The organism is Streptococcus suis, assembly GCF_019856455.1.
Classification (GTDB): domain Bacteria; phylum Bacillota; class Bacilli; order Lactobacillales; family Streptococcaceae; genus Streptococcus; species Streptococcus suis_AE.
In genome coordinates this window covers 640,120-661,091 of record NZ_CP082205.1, presented here as the reverse complement: position 1 = coordinate 661,091, position 20,972 = coordinate 640,120, and the positions used below count along the sequence as shown (strand labels likewise).

The window sequence follows — 20,972 nt, the reverse complement described above, 5'->3', positions numbered from 1 at the left end:
TTATTTATGTAAAGCACTAATAAACCGCTCTGCGATTTCCTTTGGACGTGTGATTGCACCGCCTACAACAATTCCTGCCACACCTAAATCATGAATAATTTTTACTTGGTCAGGATAGTGTATTTTTCCTTCTGCGATGACATCAATCCCAGCACGGCAAAGTCGGTCAACCAGCTCAATATCTGGTCCATCTTCTTGTCGGCTATAGGATGTGTATCCTGATAAGGTCGTTCCAACAAAATCAATACCTGCCTCGTAGGCTGTCACACCTTCTTCATAGGTAGAAATATCTGCCATGAAGAGTTGGTGTGGATATTTTTCCTTGATTTGCTTGATGAAATCAACGATGTCCAGACCATCAAACCGCTCACGTTTAGTACAATCCAGGGCAATAACTGCAATGTCTAGCTCAGCTAGCTCGTCAACCTCTTTCATCGTTGCCGTAATGAAGGGTTCTTGAGGAGGGTAATCTCTCTTGATAATTCCGATAATCGGTAAATCGGTTACTTCCTTGATTTCTTTAATATCTCGGACACTATTGGCTCGAATACCTACGGCACCTGCTTCTTCTGCCGCCTTTACGAGTAAAGGCATAATCCCCCCTTCTTCCCTATACAAGGGTTCACCAGGTAAGGCCTGACAGGAAACAATAATGCCATCTTTAATCTGCTCTTTTAAGATTTCTTTGCTTATGATCGCCATTTAGTTCTCCTTGCACCGTTCTACTATTGGATCCAAGATAGCGCTTACAATACAATTATATAATATACTGATGTTTTTTCAATAGACTTTTACATTTAAATTTTAATTTCTGTCTGAAGAAAGAAAAGGGGATTTTTTGAAACTACTTTCTATTTTCTAACTTTTTTATAAAAATAGTTTCACTTGTTAGAACTGAAAAACCAGCCGATTTTTCCGACTGGTTTTTACTCTATTCTATTTACTCAATTCTCCAAAGCATAGGCCTGTAATTCTGGATTGATAGGAGTGTTGATGAGATTGTTGGCATAATTACAAAGAGTTGCAAGACTGACTCCTAACACCACATCCAAGGCATTTTCATCCGTGTAGCCCTCTTGGAAAAATTCCTCTAGCAAGGGCTGTTCAACCTTGCCTTTTTCATGGATAACTGCCAAAGTAAATCGAGCGAGAGCACCTAATTTGGCATCCGTTTCGATGGGAGTTCCCTGGCGTAGAGCCTGTAGAATTACATCTGGCATCTTAACCTGCTTGATAGAAATAGCCGTATGACCTGCCACGCAAAATCCACAGCCATTGGCAACAGCAGCTGTAATTTGTACCACTTCACGCTCAGTCGGATTCAGACTACTACGGCGATTGATACCACTAACAGTTTGGTAGGTTTCTAGGGCTGTCGGGGAATTGGCTAAAAGACCGATGAGATTAGGAATATAACCGCCATTATTTTTCTTGACAGTCGCAAGGTTTTCTCGTAATTCTGGACTAACAGTCTCTAGAGTATGGATAGGAAAGAAAGCTTGTGTCATAGGTAACTCCATTTCAAAAAATTTCATAGAGTAGGAATAAAAATCTGCTTGGATTCACACCTATACTTCTATGCTTACATTTTATACTATCATAAAGACAGGTATCCTACTAATATATTTTATCTATCACACCTATAAAAAATTGATAATCCCTTGTAGAAACCACTAGAAAGACTGGATAACTTCGACCAGTTCATCCCAATCTGTCACCACTTTATCTGCCTGATACGGAGCTATTGGCTCTATTCTCTTTCTATGATTAAACCAAATTGCCTTCCAATTCGCAGCTTTCGCTCCTACCACATCATTTTCAAACGAATCCCCTAGATAACAGATATCTTCGCCTGACATCTCCAAACGTTCTTCCATTAGTTGAAAAATAGCAGGATTTGGCTTTGTGATACCAACTTGTCCAGAAATTAGGACATGTTCTAGCTCAAACCAATTAACTAACCCCATCGTGCGTATCTTTCTCAACTGATGTCTATAAGGTCCATTCGTAATAATCCCCATTGCAATTCCTTGCGCCTGACACCATGAAAATATTTCTGGAAACACTGGACTGAGCTCTATCTGCCCTTGAAAATAATCATAATCTATTTGAATAGCTAAGGCTGTTGCATCAGACACCTGATACCCAAAATCTGCCAAAGCATGTTTCATCCGATAAATATGACTATCTTTCAGACTCATCTTTCCAATTGCTGTCGCTTCAAATACTTCATCCGCATATCTGCGAAAGGAAAGGTAGAGTGGTTCAATTTGCTCCCTTGCTACTTCAATGTGTCTTTCCAAAGCACGTTCAAACGGTTGAATCTGATCATAAAGCGTATCATCTACATCAAAAATTAAGGCTTTCATGAGTCAATTATAGCAAAAAATTCCAGCCAAAGCTTGGAATTTTTAACTGCTTATTACACCTTTGCTTGAATCTCATGCATTTGAGCATATACTCCACCACGTGCAACCAATTCTTCATGCTTCCCATGTTCAATAATTCGACCTTGATCTAAGACAAGAATCTGGTCTGCATTTTGAATGGTAGAAAGTCGGTGGGCAATAATAAAGGTTGTCCGACCTTCTTTCACAACTTCCATGGCATGTTGGATAATTTCTTCCGTCTCCGTATCAATATGAGAAGTTGCTTCATCCAATATCAGAATTTTAGGATCAGAGTAGAGTGTCCGCGCAAAGGCAATCAACTGACGTTCCCCACTTGAAAAGGCCGCTCCCTTCTCAACAACCGGTTCATCAATCCCTTTCTCTAAGCGAGATAGCATAGGCCCTGCACCAACTTTTTCTAGCGCCTGCATGATTCTTGTTCTATCTGCTTCCTCTTCATTCATGGAAACATTGCTGGCAATCGTCCCTGTAAAGAGATAGGGATCTTGCAAAACAATCCCCATGTGACTGCGCAGGCTTTCACGAGAATAATCACGGATATTTTTCCCATCCAGTAAAACCCTTCCCTCCTGGGGATCATAGAAACGATAGAGGAGGTTCATAATAGAAGACTTACCAGACCCAGTATGCCCAACCAGAGCAACTGTTTCTCCTTTTTCTGCCAGAATGGTAATATCTTTCAAAACTGGTCTGTTTTCTTCATAGCTAAAGTTCACGTGTTCAAACACGACTTGCCCTTGTTCAACTTCCAAAATACGATCACAGTCGTCTTCCACCTCTTCTTCTAGAAGGGTCATTAGACGCTTACCTGTTTCAAACGAGCGAAGCATATTTGGGAACTGTTGAACCAGCGCTCCCAAAGCAATGAAGACTCCTTCGATATAGTTGACATAAACAAAGAGTTTCCCAGCTGTAACTCCATCCTGTCCCGCAAGAAACTGATAGCCGACTACCGTTAAAATCGCAGCAATGACCAAATTTTGCAGTAAACCACTCAGATTCCACGTGGCAAGAGACTGGGCCCAGATAATCTTATTATCTGCCCGACGCATCTTGTCAGCAGTCACTTCAAATTCTTTCATGATGCGCTCTTCTTGTCCAAAAAGTTGAATCAAACTTGCACCATTCATGGTCTCATTCACCTGCGTATTGACGTCACTCCTTGCATCATAAAAATCCTTCATCGGCTTGTCTGTCATTTTCTTGTAAGCAAATTGAATACCGATATAGAGTGGTATCAAGAGTAACATCAGCCAACCAAGGCTCCCATTCATGTAAAATAGGACACCGTATGTAAAGAGCAAACGAACAATATTGTTAAAGGCATTAACTAAGGTCCCATAAAATTGTGTCCGCAGGGTTTCTGTATCATTGACAATTCTAGTTGCAATTTTTCCAGCGGGCTTATCATCAAAATAAGAAATAGGCAACCGTTGCATAACATCATAAGCTTGATTACGTAGATTTTCAGCAATACGATTGGCGCAATGCATGAGTAAACGCATAGATAAGTAGAAGCCAATAGCTCCCAGAATAATCATTCCCATGTATTGAGCTGACTGGTTTAAGAAAACAGCTTCATCAAAGGGCAAACCCTTGCTCAAATCCGTAATCGGCCCATCAATCGCCTGCTGAATCAGCAGAGGAGCCAATCGAACCATGGTCGAAGCCAATAGATAGAAGCCGACAGCTACTATAAATAGCCACTTGACACGACGAATTTGTTTCAATAAAAATCCTAAAACCTTCATTATTCTCCTCCTTCCCGGCTTTGTTGTCGTTGGTATTGTTCATAGTACCAACCTCTTTGGGCAAGCAAATCAGCTGGACGCCCTTCCTCAACGATACGCCCCTCATCCAAGACTAGTACCCAGTCTGCATGGTTGACAGCAGATAGACGATGGGTCACGATGACATTGGTTTTGCCTGCACGTTCTTTTTGAATATTTTGGATAATCTGGCGTTCTGTCCTAGCATCCACTGCCGACAAAGAATCATCTAGAATTAGCAAATCTGGCTCTCGCAGGAAAGCACGGGCAATGGAAATCCGTTGTTTCTGACCACCAGAAATAGACACACCACGCTCACCAATCATGGTATCAAGACCATCAGTCATCCGTTTTAAATCTTGACTAAAAGCTGCTGTGGCAATGGCTTGTTCAATCTCCTCAGAGCTACTAGCTACTTTCCCTAGGGCAATATTTTCTCCAACAGACCTTGAAAACAAAATGTGTTCTTGTGGAACATAGCCAATTTTTTCCTCTATACTAGAACGTTTAAAGTCTAAAACAGATTGATGATTGATGAAAAAATTTCCCTGACCAATCGGATACTGGCGTAAGAATTGACGAACCAAGGTCGTTTTTCCCGAACCAGTTTTCCCAACGATACCTACAGTTTGCCCTGCTTTCAGTGTCCAATTGATGTCCTGTAGGCTGGCTCTTTCCGCCTGTGGATAACTAAAGCTATAATTTTTGAAGGAAATACTAGACAGCTCTGCAATTTCCTTAGAACCATCAGCCTCCAAATCATCTCCCGTCTCAATCAGCTCTTGCAGTTTTTCGAAAGATGTCTTACCAGTCTGATAAACAAGGATGAAATCTGCTAGTGTCCAAAACGGCTCTAAAAGCGAACCGACATACAATTGAAGGGCAATTACTTGTCCCAAGGTCAGTTGCCCTGCTTTCACGGCTTGTGCCCCCATGAGAAGTACGAAAATAGTAGACAATCCCAAACAGACTGTGGCTAATGGATTATACAATGATTGCAAGGAAGTGATGCGATCCCCACCTTGAGCCAATTGTTTGGTACGAGCTTGAAATTGAGCCTTTTGATTTGCTTTTTTACTATAAGCCCGAGTCACTCGAATGCCTTCGATGACCTCCAAAACTTCATTATTGAGCTGGGCTACAGCTTCTCTATTGGCATCAATCGCCTTATCTTGTTTTCTCCCGATAAAAAATATACCTAGTGTCATGAACAGCATCGGTAGTAAAGCTACTAGCGAAATTTTCCAATCAATAAAGAACATCGTGGGAATGATAAAAGCCAACATACCGCCTGCATAGGCGACAATCATAAGACCATAACCCACCATCTCCATCAGGCCATCCACATCCGTTGAAAAACGAGTCATGACATCTCCTGAGCGGAATTTTTCATAAAATGGAGTCCGCATGGTCACTAATTTTTTAAAGGCACGTTGCTGCATATCAAACTTGAAATTGACAGAGGCCTGAAATAATTTCAGATGCCAAATGAAGGCTGTTGCATAGTTCAGCACTGTTACCAATAACAATAAGGTTATCTCCTGAACCAATATGGCCTGTGTTAATTCATTCTCGGTCAGTATATCGACCATCCGCTGAATGATTTGCGTTGGTAGCAAAAGTGTGGCGTCATAAATAATCAAGGTCACAGCAACCAATAGATAGAGCCACTTATGACGCTTGATATAATCAAAAATTAATCGAAACATATATCTCCTTTACCCGTTGTGCTAGTTAATTCTAGCCAAATCAATCACAAAAAACGATACCACACGTTATTTGAGTGAATGATTTTGTTTCAATAAGACAGAATACTAAACTAATATGATTGCAAAAAGTTGGCAATCTTGTCATGTAACTGAATTCTATCGTTTAAAAATTCTTGGTGATCATTATCTAATAAACTAATATTTATCCCCCTATAACCATCTAGAAGTTCCATGACTAAATATAGCGTATCATAGCTCACATTGAATAATTTTTCATTCTCAGATAAATTGGATTGTCCACTATTCATTATTACAGCTTGTTCCTGTATTATTTTTAGCTCTGTCAAAAAATTGTTTTGTGCTTCTGTCATACAAACCTACTTCCTATATTTACCATTACTTATCTATTCTCTTTTGCTTAAAAGCAGTCATACTGAATTTAGTATCAGTTTAAAATATTCCCTTGCTTACGCTTGATTAACTAGCACAACGGGTATCTCCTTTACAAATCTATAACCTACCATTTGCCACTTTATTCAATAAGCAACAATTGATAGACCTTATACTCAATGAAAATCAAAAGTAGCCTAGAAAACGATGTCGAAGATAGAACTGGAGTTCATCAAGGCAAGTTGACAACGGATAATTTTGATTTTCGAAGAGTATTACCTTTCTAAGCGCACAAAAAAGCCCAGGGAAGCATTTCACTCCACCTAGGCTTGCGTAAGTCCACAAAAATAGACCAACTCTAGAATAGCAAGGTTAAATCCTATCAAGGCATGACCACACATGCTTGATTGGCCCAACTTTCAGAGTACAGCCCACAAAGAACTAGAATAGTTCATCAATGAGCCCTGTTTTCCTGCTTAGAAAGGAGTGTATGATAAAAAATAGCTTGCTGAAGGACAAGTTGTGTGTTCATTTGTTTTACTCCTTTCTTTTTTCTAAGCCCTATTCTACCATAATAAACATTCATGTCAAGGGATTTTTTGACAATAAGGGCGAATTTAGGACAAAAATAAGAAAAAACCTTGTCAAACAAGGCCTTTCGATAGTATTCGATGCTAGTTGCCGGGATTGAACCGGCGACCTCATCCTTACCATGGATGCGCTCTACCGACTGAGCTAAACCAGCAGTGCTTGACTAGTATATCATATCTCTAAAAAAAGTCAATGGATTTTTTGGAAATATTGAGAAAAATAAAGAGAAAATAAGCTATTCCTAAAAATTATCTGACACTTTTAAGGAATTGTGCTATACTATTGTTATAAAAATCACAAAGGAAACGATATGAAACTGCAAAACCTTCAAGTTGGACAATCTTATTTAGTCAAAGATTGTCTAACGCAAGATGATATTCGTAAACACTTAGCGCACTTGGGTTTAAAAGTCGGAGAAGAGATTCGCATCATTTCAAAAACCAAGACCAATGCAATTTTCCAAGTCAAGGCAAGCCGTCTAGCCCTAGACAGAGAAATTATTGAATCTCTGGTTTTAATAGAAAAGTCAGCTACGGAAATAATCAATCTATCTGAGGCACCTATTGGTAGCTCAGCTAAGGTCATGGACATCTATACAACAGGTGCACTCCGTCGTCGCCTCATGGATATGGGACTTACAAAGAACACACAGCTATTTCTCAAAAAAGTCGCTCCCCTGGGCGATCCAATCGAAATTACCTTGAGAGGCTACGAGCTGACACTACGCAAATCCGAAGCGCAAATGATTGGTGTTCAAATCACAAGCGAGGTGAGGAAATGACAAAACAAATCGCCCTTGCAGGTAATCCAAATAGCGGAAAAACAACTCTTTTCAACCTCCTAACAGGGACCAACCAACGTGTCGGTAACTGGCCTGGAGTCACCGTTGAAAGAAAATCTGGAACCATCAAAAAGCGAAAACATTTACTAATTCAAGATTTACCAGGTATCTACTCGCTGTCTCCCTACACACCAGAAGAACGGGTTGCCAGAGATTATTTGATAGCGGACCAACCAGCTGCTATCCTCAACGTCCTTGATGCAACAAACTTGGAGCGGAATCTCTATCTGACCTTGCAGTTATTAGAAATGGGCCTTCCTATTGTTATCGCCCTCAATATGACAGACGCCCTGAAAAGTCAAGGTCGCTCAATAAACAGCGACCAGCTCTCCTATCAACTGGGAGTTCCTGTACAGCCTATCAGTGCACTAAAAAAGCTAGGTATATCCCAGCTCCTCCATGAAGTAGAAAAAATTACCAATCAACAAGCTGAGCCAATCTATCCTCAGTATGACAAACAATTTGAAGCTGGCCTCGCCCAAGTTATTGACCTATTATCGGATTCCATCCCAAATCATCAAAAACGCTTCTACGCCATTAAGCTACTCGAACAAGACCAAGTCATTCTAGACCAATTGCAACTCAATGCGCAAGACATGCTTGATTTGACCGAAATCATTGCCATTTTGGAAAAAATTTACGCAGACGATATGGAAGCCATTATCGTCAATCAACGCTACCAATTTATCGAGAAAATCACAGAACTGGTCACAAAAGACAGCGATAAGACTTTTAACCTGTCTGATAACATCGACCGACTTGTTACCAATCGTTTTCTTGCCCTCCCTATCTTTGCGGCAGTCATGTGGCTGACCTACTTCCTGTCTATTCAAACGGTTGGTACAATGGGTACTGACTGGGTAAATGATGTCCTCTTCGGAGAGCTTGTTCCAAGCCTTATTCAGGAAAATCTAGATCGATTTGAAATCGCTGGCTGGCTACAATCTCTGGTCCTTGATGGCATTATTGCAGGATGCGGAGCCATTCTAGGTTTTGTACCACAAATTTTCGTCCTCTTCGTCTGCTTGGGAATCTTGGAAGACATCGGCTATATGAGCCGAGTCGCCTTTGTCATGGATAGGATTTTTAGACGTTTTGGTCTATCAGGCAAATCCTTTATTCCCATGTTGATTTCCACAGGCTGTGGCGTTCCTGGAGTCATGGCAAGCCGGACTATTGAAAATGAACAGGACCGAAAAATCACCATTATGACAGCAACCTTCATGCCCTGTTCTGCCAAACTTCCTATCATTTCACTGGTAGCCGGTGCTTTCTTTCCTGACAATCCTTGGATTGCTCCAAGCGCCTATTTTGTCGGTATGGCTGCCATCGTCCTATCCGGAATGGCACTAAAAAAGACCAAGCAACTTGGTGGAGTCGCAAGCCCCTTTATCATGGAATTACCATCTTATCACTTACCAAAACTCAGTACGGTTCTCCGATATGCATTCGATAAGGCACTTAGTTTTATCAAGCGAGCTGGTACCATTATATTTGTGACCAACATCATTATTTGGTTCAGCAGTTCCTATAATTGGTCTTTACAAATGGTAGAAACAGATGAGAGTATCTTAGCCTCCATTGGACGCAGTGTTTCTCTCCTCTTTGCCCCACTTGGTTTCGGAAATTGGCGAGCAACTGTTGCAGCCATTACAGGTCTCTTAGCCAAGGAAACCGTCATTGCCACCTTTGGTATCCTCTATAAATTAGGAGAAACAACCGAAGAAAATCCCGAACTATGGGGAATTTTACAACAAGACTATACAGCGTTATCAGCCTACTCCTTCCTAGTCTTCAATCTCCTCTGTGCCCCTTGTTTTGCGGCTATTGGTGCCATTCACCGTGAAATGGGAGAAGCCAAGTGGACATGGATTGCTATCGGTTTCCAAACAGGTTTAGCCTATGCAAGTAGTTTGGTTATCTATCAGATTTGTCTTGTACTTATCTACGGACAATTACCGACCGTCTGGACATTTATCGCTATCTTTCTAATTATCACAGCCATCTACAGCCTAGTGAAAAAACCAACCAACTCTCTTCCAATCGTCACACTAAAAACATTAGAAAAAGGAGAATATTAATGCCCACACTTATCCTCTTTCTCATCATCGTCATCTTATTTTCTCTTGCTATTCGCAGTCTCATCAAAGAAAAAGGATCCTGCGGAGATTGTTCCTGCGTAAGCGCCCAATAACAAGGTATATTGAAAAGGCTCCAAAGTCCTGTCGACTCTGGAACCTTTTTCTATTTACAAGCTCTCTTAATATTTTTATCCCATGGCAAATAGGCTTCTAAAACCTCCTTTTTTGCGAGCGACTCCTCATTAGGTAAGTGTTCTAGAAGATAGGTCATATATTTTTCTGCATCAAGTCCGTGTCGCTTAGCTGTTTCTAAAAGACTCAAAATGACAGCTGTCGACTTGGCTCCCTCAAAGCTCTGAGAAAAAAGCCAATTTTTTCTGCCCATCACCAAGGTCTTCATAGCCCTCTCAGCCATATTGTTGGACAGGACTAGGTCACCGTCCGAGAGAACGGCTCGGAAGGTGGTTTCGTATTTGAGGCTATACTCTATTGCAGTACCCAATTTGGAAGCTGGCAAGACAGCCTATTCACGGCACCAATCAAAGAACTCGTCCATCAAGGGAGTTAACTCTGTCTGCCGTTTATGTAGCCGTTCCTCAGTAGACAGGTCAGCCCAGTCACTCTCCAAGGCAAACAGGCGGTCGCAATAGGCTAATCCCTTGGCTCCTAAAGAAGTATTATCTGTCTTCTTAGGAGTCGCCTCAAAAAATTTTCGTCTAACATGAGCCCAACAGCCAACGAGCTGAGCCTTGTCTAATTGACGATAAGCACTCCACATGTCACAATGAACGTAGCCCGCATAGTCCCCAAGAAACTCCTCCACAACTAAGCCGCTCCGTCGTTTGTCATGATGATAGAGGGTAATTCCATTTTTCTCATGTTTCCCAGACAAGAAAGTCCAGTAGTAGGTCAACTGGCTATCATTTTCTAAGACCTTGTAGGAAGTCTCATCCGCATGAAGAATAGGCTGCTCCAACAATTTCTCGTGCAACAGGTTATAAATCGGCTCGAAATAATACTGACTAGACTTGATGTGCCAGTTGGCTATTTCCTTCCGACTGATGGGCAGGCCAAGTTTATGCCAGTCCTCTTCCTGACGGTAATTGGGTACCTTCAGATTGAATTTCTGGTGAATGGTGTGAGCGATGATAGAGGCTGAACCCAAGCTGTGTGCCAAAGGTGCCTTAGGAACAGGAGCCTTGATAATCTTATCGCTTAGATTCTTCTGACTACATGCCTGACACTTGTATGCGTGTTGAACATGGTCAATCCGCTTTAATTGTGCAGGAATGAAGACCAACTCTTGTCGTTGAACAGTTGAGCCAATCTCTTTCAGCTGACCATGACAGTCTGGACAAGTGCAGTCTTCGCCCTGCAATTCGTGATGCACAATCTCTGGAGTGAACTGGCTGAAAATAGCCTGACGAACTCCCTTAGCTTTCTTGCGTTTATAGGTGATGGTCTCCGTTTCAACTGGGTAAGTCAGCTTCTTCTTCAGGGAGACTTTCCTCCCCAAACAAGCTCAGCTGACCTGGTTGATATACGACCTTCTCTGATGATTTTCCGTAGAGTTTCTGTCTCAGATAGTCAACCTGTTCTCGAAGGAGAGTGAGTTCATTAGCCATCATCTCTATCGTTTTTGACTGTGTTTCAATAATTTTTTCTAGTGATGACATAACCAATCTCCTTCTTTTTATCTCATTATACACAAAGAAAAGCCATGATTTCAATAGAAATCACGACTTTTTGAAACATTTATTTTTGGAATGATAGAAAATCCTTTCATGAGCCAGTCGACTTGCTCGGAAGTTAGAGCCTTGACCTCTTCTTCATTGTTTGGCCAGGTCAATTTCCCATTTTCAAAACGTTTATACAATAACCAAAATCCCTGTCCATCCCAATAAAGAGCTTTGAACCGGTCTTTTCGACCTCCGCAGAAGAGATAGACCTGACCGGAGAAGGGATCCAGGTTGAACTGACTTTTGATAAGATAGGCCAGGGAATCAATTCCCTGACGCATATCTGTTTTTCCACAGACCAAGTAAACTTGACCTAAATCACTGAGTTGGATGGTCATAGAACAGTACCTTATCTAAGATTGTTTCTAGTGTTTCTTGATTGATAGTGTGAAAGACTGTGAGCTCCACTTTTCCGAGACGAATTTTCATCATAATATCGTTTCTGCCTCGCTTCTCAAAGCGGCGAGATTGGGGAACAGTCAATGGAATGATGGGGTGTGACATAATAAATCCTCCAGTTTTGTTTTTCTAACAGTATACTGGAGGAGGGAGTGGGTGGATAGATACCTTGTTATTGGGCGGTTACGTTCCTGCGACTGTACTATTAAACAAGAGATGAACGAATCTTCTCACCATAGACATCCATAACAAAAAGGTCTGCCTCATTATGTGCAGACCTTTTTACATGTAGCTTGTCTATTAAATTTTTAAGTAGCGGTTCATGGAAATGACTGATCCCAAGGAACCAATAATAATACCAATTACAAAAAGTGCGCCAATCATTCCTGGAACAAAGACATTCATATTAATCAGAGACAAATCTTGACTAGCAAGACTAGCATTTACTGAAGTATAGATCATCTTATAAAGAGAGTAGACTAAAGCAGAAGGCAAAATAGCTCCGAGGAGACCTACCCAGGCACCTTCCCAGAGGAATGGTCCACGGATATAACTGTTTTTAGCACCAACCAGACGCATAATCTGAATTTCACGGCTACGAGAAATAATGGTAATCCGAATAGTATTGGAAATCAAGAAAACAGCAGTAAACAGCAATAAGCCAGTTGCTGCCAATCCCCATGTACGAACTAGATTAGCTAATTTAAAAATACGTTCCGTTTCAACTTCCCCATCACGTACCTCTGTAACACCATCAATTTTAGCAATCTCTGCTGCAACAGTTTTTACATACTGCGGTTCAGTCGTATCAATGATATAAGCATCGTAAAGTGGATTGGCATCTCCTTGGAATAGGTTCCAAGTATCTCCCAAGGTAGCTGTTAATTTCTGCAACTGTTCATCCTTACTTGAATAAGTGACAGATTGTACATTTTCTAAGGCTGTAATCTGATTGTACACCTTTTGATAATCTGGATTAGCTACCGTCTCTCCTGCTTCGTTCACAATCGTCTCAGCTTGATCGGTTGAGTTCGCTCTCAAGTATACATTGATACGTACATTCTGTTCCAAATCCGAAGCGAGCTTTGCTGTGTTCAAAATAACTGAAGCAAATAGACCAACCAAGGTAAGGGTAATGGCTACAGATGAAATGGCTGCAATTGTCATCCAACCATTTCGCTTCAAACTCTTCAATGATTCAATAAAGTGTCTAAAAAATCGATTACTCATCGTATCCATATTCTCCTTCCGCTTCATCACGTACTACACGACCATCTTCAATCGCAATAACACGGTGACGAAGTGTATTTACAATCTGACTATTATGTGTCGCCATCAAAATCGTTGTCCCCTGTAAGTTAATTCGCTCCAATAGATTCATGATTTCCCAAGAGTTTTCAGGGTCCAAGTTACCAGTTGGTTCATCAGCAATCAATACTTTAGGATTATTTACAATGGCACGGGCAATAGCAATCCGCTGTTGCTCACCACCTGAAAGTTCATTTGGGAAAGAGCGAATCTTGTGTTTCAAACCAACCAAGTCCAAGACTTCCATAACACGTTTTTTGATATTCCGTGGTTTTTCACCGATAACTTCCATGGCATAGGCAATATTTTCAAAGACAGTCTTTTTAGGTAAGAGTTTGTAGTCTTGGAAAACCACTCCTACACTACGACGTAGAAGAGGAACATCTCTCTTTTTAATTTTTGCAAGGTCAAACTTACCAACCTTTAGACTCCCCTTATCGAGCTTTTCCTCCCGATACAAGAGTTTGATAAAAGTTGACTTACCTGCACCAGAAGGACCTACAATGTAGGCAAATTCTCCCGCTTCAACATTGACTGATACTCCGCGAAGGGCAGTCGTTCCGTTTCCATATTTCTTGGAAACGTCTTTCATTTCTATTATTCCCATAGGATTTCCTGTCTTAGACAGTCCTTTCTTTAGATTTGAGAACGTTTTTTTCAAAATACAGTCCGTATTCTCTAAAAAAACTTCCTTGATGAGCAAAAAACTATCTCTTATTTATAAGCACTTCACTTGTAAATACAGGTTCTTAGCTAATTCGCCATTTTAAATAAGCATCTATAAAGCCGTCCAAGTCTCCGTCCATAACCTTATCGACTTGAGCCACCTCATAACCAGTACGGTGGTCTTTTACCATTGTATAAGGTGTAAAGACATAGGAACGAATCTGACTTCCCCAAGTGATCTCTTTCTTGTCACCCTTGAGTGAGTCTACTTCTGCTGCTTTCTTCTCCTGCTCCAATTGATACAATTTAGCCTGCAAGAGTTTCATTGCACGGTCTCGGTTTCCATACTGAGTACGGTCAACTGTGGACTGAGTCACAATCCCTGTCGGAATGTGCGTCAATCGAACACCCGTTGAGACCTTGTTGACGTTCTGTCCACCAGCACCACCTGAACGAAAGGTATCCATCTTGACTTCATCATCTCGGATTTCAATTTCAATGGTATCGTCCAACTCAGGCATTACCTCTACAGATGTAAAGGAAGTATGGCGACGTTTTGCTGAGTCAAAAGGTGAGATGCGCACCAAACGATGAACACCCATTTCTGACTTAAGCAAGCCATAGGCGTTTGGACCAGTAAAGCTTAGAGTCACGGACTTAATACCTGCCTCATCACCAGCTTGATAATCCAAGGTTTCTACTGTAAAACCTTTGGCATTTCCATAACGCTGATACATCCGCAGGAGCATTTCTCCCCAGTCTTGTGCCTCGGTACCACCCGAACCTGGATGGATTTCCAAGATAGCGTTATTGTGATCATAGGGTTCTGACAAGAGCAAGGTCATTTCGTAAGCAGTCATGGTTTTGTCCAAATCTGCCAACTTTTCAACCAACTCATCCCGAACAGACTCATCTTCTGCTAGAAAATCTAGCAAAATTTCGGATTCATCATATAAATCCAACATCTGATGGAAATTTCCGTAGGTGTTTTTTAATTCATTCAACTCCTGAGACGTCTTCTGTGCTACCAAATTATCATTCCAGAAATCTGGCTCAGTCATCTTATTCTCAAGAATGGCAATCTCTTCTTCCAGACCTTCTAAGTCAAAGAGACCCCCTAAAAGAAGTTAATTTTTTGCCAAGTTCTTCAGTCTTTTGGCGAATTTCTGCTGTATCCATATACACCTCATTTTTATTCATAATATTTATTATATCACATTTGCAAGTCCTTGACCATGTTGAGAAAGGCCGTTTGCTCTGCTATGACATCATCATTGTCTGATGAAATACCTGCGATAAAGGAAACCATCTCATCATTGGGCTGTTTGACCAATTGCCCCAAGGCCCAGATAGCCGTTGCCATGTGGACAGGATTTTGTTTCTTATCGATGATTTCTAAGAGTTTGGGAATGGCAGAGCGATCATTACTATTAGCCAAGGCTATGATAGCATTGCGCTGGAGAATATTTTTTCCCCGCCAAGAACCAGCAATCAGGCCAAATTTCTCCTTGAATTGTCCATTTGATAAGTCCAAGAATGGAATCAGCTCAGGCTCAGCCAATTCAGGGTCAATCTCCACCACAGGCGGACTGGAAATTCCTTTATTGTAAGGACAACAAATCTGGCAAATATCACAACCATAGATGACCGTCTTGATTTTCTTACGAAACTCCAAGTCCATCATACCCTTATCCTGGGTCTGAAAGGACAAGCAACGACGGGCATTCATGGTCGTATCACCTAATAGACAAGACGTCGGACAGGCTGCAACACAACGATTACAGTCCCCACAGTCGTAGTCGACTGGCTGATCTGGTTCGATTTCTAGATTGGTCACTAATTCTCCTAGAAACATATAGGAACCAAATTCCTTAGAAATGACTAGCCCATTCTTCCCGATAAAGCCAATTCCTGCACGACGAGCGACCGCTGTATCCACCAAAGCTCCTGTATCTACCATAGCCTTGTATTCCAAACCATCCGTCAGTTTCTCAATTCCCCGTGCCAAACGCTCCATCTTATCTTGCAAGATATAGTGGTAATCAAGCCCCCATGAACTAGGGGTAATCTTCCCTCGTTTGTATTGGGTCTTCTGCGGTTTGACAGGCAAATGTCGAGGATAAGCTACCGCGATAGAAATGATGGTTTTGGCAGATTCTAACGACAGTTTGGGACGGATACGTTCTTCGATATTCTTGTGTTCAAATCCTGACGAACGCCCCTCTTCCTGACTAGCACGAAGTGATTTCTCCAAATAAGCAAAATCATCAGCCGTTGTAAAACCAATCTTCGAGATTCCGATTTCCTGAGATAATTTAATAATCTCTTCCTTAATATTCATTATATTCATTTTAGCAAACTTTGGATATATTTAGCAAGACCTACAAAGCTAAATAAGTTATTAATATAACAAAAAACGTTAGCGCAAAACAAAAAATATTCATACGAACATATGCCTTCTCCCGCCAAATACTGGTCAAGACATACATGATATTAATGCCGATTGCTCCCCCTAAGCCGTTAGCCAGTAAATCAGTTATATCTGCAACCCCAAGTAAAAGAAGATATTGCAGAACCTCAAAGCAGAGACTTACTAACATAATCAAACATAGATTAGCCACCCACGATGCCTTGCGAAATAGCATTTCCATATAAATACCAAAGGGAATAAAACTTACAATATTAAATAGAATTTCTGGAAAATCCAGCACTCCATCATAGACCGCTGTTCCTGCAAACGGAATTAAGTTTATACTAGCATAACCATAGCGTCCATATACGATGCTCAAGTCCATCTTAAAGACAATCATCCAAGTAAGTAAAAGGAGATAGGCAAAAAATAAAAACATACTCATTTTCTTTGTCTGCATAGAAATTCTCCTCTCAACTAGCATATTTTATCATTATATCATAAATGCTGTTCTATAAAATGTCACTTCTGTGACAAAGCTCGTTCCATATTACAAGTACTTTACAGCCTACTAAAAACAGAAAAGGAAGACACTACCAAGCCCAATGTCATTAAGTTAACTAACCTATCACATTTTGTGGTGGGTTAGTTTTTATGTTACACTAAAAATAAAAGGGGAAAAGTCATGCTAGATCAGATTAAAGCTCATTTACTTGATAGTATTAACGACATCGTTTCTAGTGCCAATCAGTTTGTGCTTCATCCTGAAAAAGATTTTAGTCGGCAAAGTCAGCTAACGATGAAAACCATGATTCAAGCTATACTGACCATGGGTGGTAATACCTTAGCCAAAGAGCTACTTGATTTAGATTTGCCTGTCTCTCAATCTGCCTTTGTCCAACGGCGGTATCAGATTAAACACCAAGCTTTTAAAACACTTTTTAGGGATATTACTTCTAAAATTCCAATCTCTGATAATCTCCCTATCCTGGCTGTTGATGGCAGTGATGTGATTCTACCAAGAAATCGTTTTGATAAAACGACCTCTTTTCAAACTGGACCACATCACACTCCTTACAATCTTATTCATATCAATGCTCTCTACAATCTTGAACAAGAGATATATCATGATTTACGGATCCAAGATAATCGAGAGGTTGATGAACGTGCAGCTTTTATTGACATGATGAAGAACTCTTCTTTCAAACAAGCTCTGGTAATAATGGATAGGGGGTATGAATCCTACAATGTCATGGCTCACTGCCAAGAAAGAAATTGGTCCTATATTATTCGTATTCGTGACGGGAATCATTCTATGAAATCAGGATTTAACCTCCCTGACACCCCTTGTTTTGATGAAAAATTTGACCTAAACATCTGTCGGAAACAGACCAATGAGATGAAGCAACAGTATCAAAATTTTCCTAATCACTATCGCTGTTTACCTAATCACACATCCTTTGACTTTCTACCAAGCTCTAGCCGAAAAAGCGACCCAGTTCAGTTTTACGAACTTCATTTTCGAATGGTGCGTCTCGAAATCAAGCCAGGTTTCTTTGAAACTTTGGTGACAAACACCGATTATTCTCCAGAAAAATTAAAAGATCTCTATGCCTACAGATGGGGCATAGAGACCAGTTTTCGTGACCTAAAATACAGTATCGGTCTGACTCATTTTCATGCAAAAAAGAAGGAAGGGATTCTCCAAGAAATCTACGCTCGCTTTATCAATTTTAATGTTTGTAAATGGCTAACCTCACACGTTGCTATTAAAACATCAAAGTTAAAACAGGCTTATAAAATTTGTTTTTCAGACGCTGTTTATGCCTGTCGAAAATTTCTTAGAAACAAACTCACTTCCTTCCAATTAGAAACCTACATTGCCAAACATTTATCCATCATCCGACCCAATCGAACGTTCCAAAGAAAGATAAAAAGCAAGGCACCTGTAAGCTTCACTTATAGAGTAACATAATAGTTGAAAAATTGGGTTAAAAAACATCCTTTTTGTGCGCCCTAAATACAAAAACTATTCCCGTTTGGTCATCAATTGCTCGGACGGGAATAGTTCCTTTAATTGTTTAAATGCTTAACTTAATGACATTGCTACCAAGCCTCCCCTTATTCCCAAAAATATCTTATTAAAATGTCTGATTGCTATGCTGAAAAGCCTTATATTGATGGATTTGTAGCATCAAACGCTCAAAGTTCGCTTCCTTACATGCTCGCATGATTAAGAAGCAATCAATAAATTTCCACAAATAAAGCCCCAAAAATAACAAGAACCCAATCAAGATAAATAGCGTAACAAAAGATACTGCAAAAGCAATCAGCTTGGCAAATCCCAATTCTTTATTCCCGACATAAAAACGGTCGACACCAAATTCACCGAAGAAAATAGCCAAAATAAGAGCGACAAGAGGTTGACGCATCTCAACCATCATAAGAACGTTTAAAGCCTCATCATCTAAATCTTCTAGTTCTTTTTGCAGAATGAATAACTTATCAGATGGCAAATAACTGCTTTTACTTAAAATATAATTCTGAAGATAATTCATATAAACTCCTACCTCTTCAAAATTATAGCAGTTTCTTATTCTTCAAGCAAGCCTGTAGGGGAAAACAGTGTCAGAAACCGTTTACATTTTTTTCTTTTTTGCTATAATGAAACTAGATTACAAGGAGGTTCTTATGAGAGTTACTATTCATTATCCAAAAACTATCAAACAACTATCCTCCCAAAAACTTCCGCTTCTGGTAGATGGAAAAATTGCTGGGACAGTTACTCAAGGTAAAATTCTAAGCTTACCAATTACACAACCATCTGTTACACTAAGCATTCGGGGGGATAAAAAATCAAGCATTCAAGTTAAAGACGGCGATAGAGTTCAAATAGTGGAAAACAGCAAATACTTCACTCTCTACTATTTCAGCTTGGCTATCATACCAATCGCCTTACTGTTTAACTTACCAACTCTTGTCAAAACCATCCTCCTCATACTAGCACTAGCCATCACTTTGTCGGGACAAGCAATCTTCCCAAAATACATTATCAGTACAGAAAAAAGCTCAGACCACTAAATCTGAGCTTTTTCTCTTTTTAACGCATCCATGTCGCAGACATGATTGCTTGATGTAGTTTTTCAAGGTTTGCTTTTTTAGTTGCTCCCATAATCAAGAACAAATCCACCAAAGGCCAGATGTAAAAAGTCAACCAGCCAAATAAGAGTTTTGCAACCCCAAGACCAACATGACCAATGTAAAAGCGGTCAACGCCTAATCCGCCAAAAAAGATCCCCAAAATCAAGGCAGTCAATGGGCTTTTCAATTCCGCTGCCAAGACAAAAGTAATCTGCGACTCATTCAATTCATTTAAGCGTTGCCGAAGCATTGGTAGGGCTTCTGCTGGAAGGTTGCTAGCATTAGCTGCAAGATACGAATCTGTAAATTGTGACATTATTTTTCTCCTTTTATAAACACGTTTATTCAGCTTCTGAGCCAGAAACAGGAGCGTCTTCTGTTTCAACCACTTCTTCAGTAACTACAGTTTCTTCTGCTTCAACAGCAACTACTTCTTCTGTGGCAACGATTTCTTCTGTTTCAACAACTACTTCTTCTGCAACATCAGTTACTGCAGCCACTTCAGAAACCATTACCACTGTTTCAGAAACAGGAGCAGTTTCTACTGTTGCTTGGCTTGGTTCAGCTTTTGTCTGCGTAGCTTGTTTGAACATCTTTACTTGATTGATTTGCTGCATAAAGCGGTCAAAGTTGGCTTGCTTACATGCTCCCATAATCAAGAAAATATCAACAAGTGCCCAAATACCTGAGGCAATCAACAAGAAGATACCAATGAAAAAAATTAAGGTAAGGAAGCCAACTACTGTCAAGGCTAATTTAGCAATCCCCAGTTCTTTATTGCCGATATAAAAGCGGTCGATTCCAAGTGGACCTGTGAGAATTGCCAAAATCAAGGCAGTGGTTGGATTTTTAATCTCGGTCATCATTAGGGCATTCACCCCTTGCTCATCCAAGTTTTCCAACTCACGTTGAATAACTGGCAGTAGTTCAGCTGGGAACGAACTCATGTTTGCCATCAAATAAGTTTGTGCGTAATTCATAAAACCTCCTTATATTGTTCTCTAGTATAGCATTTTTCAACTAGAATCTCAATAATTTCTTTGTAAATAACGAGTAGGAAAGCGTTCGCTTTCAACTGGTTTTATGTTGCAATAAAGAAAAAGGAGGTCTGCTATGTCTATTACCATTACACGCGAAACCGGAGCAATTGGAGCCTCTGGAAAACTTCACCTTTTAGTAAACGGTCAAACGGCTGGAAGTGTCGGGAATAAGAAAACGATTACTCTCAAGCTGACAGGCAAGACTGCCCAATTTGCTGTCAAAGGAGATAAAAAATCGACTATTGAAGTAGAAAATGGCGACCAGATTACCATCACGTCTAATAAACTGTACTTCAGCATTTATATTATCAGCTTACTAGCTATTATCGCCTTAGCCTTTCTAAACTTTACACCTTTTGTAGAAATGGTCATTGCAAGAGTGGCTCTAATGGTCTTCCTAGCAAGTAACTTCCTTCTCCCCCGCTTCCAATTACTAAAACAAGCAAAACACTCAGGCTAAGCCCGAGTGTTTTTTGA

23 protein-coding genes, 1 tRNA gene and 1 pseudogene are annotated in these 20,972 nt (G+C 40.4%); 6 read left to right on the top strand and 19 right to left on the bottom strand.

Translation table 11 applies throughout. From position 1 onward, the window contains the following. The 7 genes from K6969_RS03365 to K6969_RS03335 all read right to left on the bottom strand — a co-directional run bounded on the left by K6969_RS03365 (position 1) and on the right by K6969_RS03335 (position 7,024). A complete protein-coding gene (locus K6969_RS03365; RefSeq protein ID WP_029174199.1) occupies positions 1-702 on the bottom strand; it encodes an N-acetylmannosamine-6-phosphate 2-epimerase in 702 nt (233 codons plus the stop codon). A 242-nt stretch (positions 703-944) separates the two neighbouring features. Then, positions 945-1,508, bottom strand: coding sequence for a carboxymuconolactone decarboxylase family protein (locus tag K6969_RS03360; protein ID WP_153309473.1), 564 nt, complete (start codon positions 1,506-1,508; stop codon positions 945-947). Positions 1,509-1,673: 165 nt separating this feature from the next. After that, positions 1,674-2,369 carry an HAD family hydrolase gene (locus K6969_RS03355; protein WP_171943001.1) on the bottom strand — a complete coding sequence of 232 codons (696 nt, stop codon included), beginning with the start codon at positions 2,367-2,369 and terminating at the stop codon, positions 1,674-1,676. A 53-nt stretch (positions 2,370-2,422) separates the two neighbouring features. Then, positions 2,423-4,162 carry an ABC transporter ATP-binding protein gene (locus K6969_RS03350; RefSeq protein WP_029174196.1) on the bottom strand — a complete coding sequence of 580 codons (1,740 nt, stop codon included), beginning with the start codon at positions 4,160-4,162 and terminating at the stop codon, positions 2,423-2,425. Then, a complete protein-coding gene (locus tag K6969_RS03345; protein WP_029174195.1) occupies positions 4,162-5,889 on the bottom strand; it encodes an ABC transporter ATP-binding protein in 1,728 nt (575 codons plus the stop codon). The genes K6969_RS03350 and K6969_RS03345 overlap by 1 nt, the downstream gene beginning before the upstream one ends. 110 nt (positions 5,890-5,999) lie before the next feature. Beyond that, positions 6,000-6,260: a hypothetical protein gene (locus tag K6969_RS03340; protein WP_024378611.1), complete on the bottom strand. Its 261-nt coding sequence runs from the start codon at positions 6,258-6,260 to the stop codon at positions 6,000-6,002. Positions 6,261-6,951: 691 nt separating this feature from the next. Continuing rightward, a tRNA-Thr gene (locus tag K6969_RS03335) sits at positions 6,952-7,024 on the bottom strand. Between the two features lie 156 nt (positions 7,025-7,180). Between K6969_RS03335 and K6969_RS03330 the strand changes: the two genes are divergently transcribed. The 3 genes from K6969_RS03330 to K6969_RS03320 are packed head-to-tail and all read left to right on the top strand — an operon-like array spanning position 7,181 to position 9,905. Next, positions 7,181-7,651 (top strand): FeoA family protein, encoded by a 471-nt coding sequence (locus K6969_RS03330; RefSeq protein ID WP_171943002.1) that lies wholly within the window; start codon positions 7,181-7,183, stop codon positions 7,649-7,651. Beyond that, the gene (gene feoB / locus K6969_RS03325) at positions 7,648-9,792 is read left to right on the top strand and encodes a ferrous iron transport protein B (RefSeq protein WP_171943003.1); all 2,145 of its coding nucleotides are present in this window, start codon (positions 7,648-7,650) and stop codon (positions 9,790-9,792) included. Before K6969_RS03330 ends, feoB begins: the two co-directional genes overlap by 4 nt. Next, positions 9,792-9,905, top strand: coding sequence for a FeoB-associated Cys-rich membrane protein (locus tag K6969_RS03320; RefSeq protein WP_171943004.1), 114 nt, complete (start codon positions 9,792-9,794; stop codon positions 9,903-9,905). Before feoB ends, K6969_RS03320 begins: the two co-directional genes overlap by 1 nt. Before the next feature lie 50 nt (positions 9,906-9,955). Here the strand turns inward: K6969_RS03320 and K6969_RS03315 are convergent. The 9 genes and pseudogenes from K6969_RS03315 to K6969_RS03275 form a co-directional block, all read right to left on the bottom strand. Next, positions 9,956-11,308: pseudogene (locus K6969_RS03315) on the bottom strand (IS66-like element short variant transposase). Next, the gene (locus K6969_RS03310; RefSeq protein WP_029178852.1) at positions 11,262-11,468 is read right to left on the bottom strand and encodes a transposase; all 207 of its coding nucleotides are present in this window, start codon (positions 11,466-11,468) and stop codon (positions 11,262-11,264) included. Before K6969_RS03310 ends, K6969_RS03315 begins: the two are co-directional and overlap by 47 nt. A 50-nt stretch (positions 11,469-11,518) precedes the next feature. Continuing rightward, positions 11,519-11,869 carry an IS66 family insertion sequence element accessory protein TnpB gene (gene tnpB / locus K6969_RS03305; protein ID WP_029188189.1) on the bottom strand — a complete coding sequence of 117 codons (351 nt, stop codon included), beginning with the start codon at positions 11,867-11,869 and terminating at the stop codon, positions 11,519-11,521. Beyond that, positions 11,850-12,035 (bottom strand): hypothetical protein, encoded by a 186-nt coding sequence (locus tag K6969_RS03300; protein WP_029188188.1) that lies wholly within the window; start codon positions 12,033-12,035, stop codon positions 11,850-11,852. Before K6969_RS03300 ends, tnpB begins: the two co-directional genes overlap by 20 nt. 195 nt (positions 12,036-12,230) lie before the next feature. Further along, positions 12,231-13,160 carry a permease-like cell division protein FtsX gene (ftsX, locus tag K6969_RS03295; protein ID WP_029173956.1) on the bottom strand — a complete coding sequence of 310 codons (930 nt, stop codon included), beginning with the start codon at positions 13,158-13,160 and terminating at the stop codon, positions 12,231-12,233. Next, the gene (gene ftsE, locus K6969_RS03290) at positions 13,153-13,845 is read right to left on the bottom strand and encodes a cell division ATP-binding protein FtsE (protein ID WP_002936190.1); all 693 of its coding nucleotides are present in this window, start codon (positions 13,843-13,845) and stop codon (positions 13,153-13,155) included. The genes ftsX and ftsE overlap by 8 nt, the downstream gene beginning before the upstream one ends. 142 nt (positions 13,846-13,987) lie before the next feature. Then, positions 13,988-15,083 (bottom strand): peptide chain release factor 2 gene (gene prfB, locus K6969_RS03285; RefSeq protein ID WP_171943216.1). Its coding sequence is split into 2 segments (ribosomal slippage): positions 13,988-15,010 and positions 15,012-15,083, totalling 1,095 coding nucleotides; the frame shifts between segments, so codons are not numbered across the junction. 34 nt (positions 15,084-15,117) lie between these two features. After that, positions 15,118-16,245 carry a tRNA epoxyqueuosine(34) reductase QueG gene (queG, locus tag K6969_RS03280; RefSeq protein WP_044765712.1) on the bottom strand — a complete coding sequence of 376 codons (1,128 nt, stop codon included), beginning with the start codon at positions 16,243-16,245 and terminating at the stop codon, positions 15,118-15,120. A gap of 40 nt (positions 16,246-16,285) precedes the next feature. Continuing rightward, positions 16,286-16,774, bottom strand: coding sequence for a VanZ family protein (locus tag K6969_RS03275; RefSeq protein ID WP_029173954.1), 489 nt, complete (start codon positions 16,772-16,774; stop codon positions 16,286-16,288). Positions 16,775-16,999: 225 nt separating this feature from the next. Here K6969_RS03275 and K6969_RS03270 point away from each other — a divergent pair, with 225 nt between their 5' ends. Beyond that, positions 17,000-18,289 carry an IS4 family transposase gene (locus K6969_RS03270; protein ID WP_104931122.1) on the top strand — a complete coding sequence of 430 codons (1,290 nt, stop codon included), beginning with the start codon at positions 17,000-17,002 and terminating at the stop codon, positions 18,287-18,289. A 166-nt stretch (positions 18,290-18,455) separates the two neighbouring features. Here the strand turns inward: K6969_RS03270 and K6969_RS03265 are convergent, their stop codons facing one another. Further along, positions 18,456-18,872 (bottom strand): TM2 domain-containing protein, encoded by a 417-nt coding sequence (locus K6969_RS03265; protein WP_004298733.1) that lies wholly within the window; start codon positions 18,870-18,872, stop codon positions 18,456-18,458. Between the two features lie 133 nt (positions 18,873-19,005). Here K6969_RS03265 and K6969_RS03260 point away from each other — a divergent pair, with 133 nt between their 5' ends. Continuing rightward, a complete protein-coding gene (locus tag K6969_RS03260) occupies positions 19,006-19,395 on the top strand; it encodes a hypothetical protein (RefSeq protein ID WP_171943193.1) in 390 nt (129 codons plus the stop codon). 19 nt (positions 19,396-19,414) lie between these two features. Here K6969_RS03260 and K6969_RS03255 read toward each other — a convergent pair whose 3' ends face one another. Further along, positions 19,415-19,771 carry a TM2 domain-containing protein gene (locus K6969_RS03255; protein WP_105100478.1) on the bottom strand — a complete coding sequence of 119 codons (357 nt, stop codon included), beginning with the start codon at positions 19,769-19,771 and terminating at the stop codon, positions 19,415-19,417. 25 nt (positions 19,772-19,796) lie between these two features. Next, complete coding sequence (locus K6969_RS03250) at positions 19,797-20,435, bottom strand: TM2 domain-containing protein (protein WP_171943194.1); 639 nt, start codon at positions 20,433-20,435, stop codon at positions 19,797-19,799. Between the two features lie 133 nt (positions 20,436-20,568). On the opposite strand from K6969_RS03250, the gene K6969_RS03245 reads away from it, so the two are divergent. Next, positions 20,569-20,955 carry a hypothetical protein gene (locus K6969_RS03245; protein WP_105100480.1) on the top strand — a complete coding sequence of 129 codons (387 nt, stop codon included), beginning with the start codon at positions 20,569-20,571 and terminating at the stop codon, positions 20,953-20,955. The last annotated feature ends 17 nt before the right edge of the window (positions 20,956-20,972 follow it).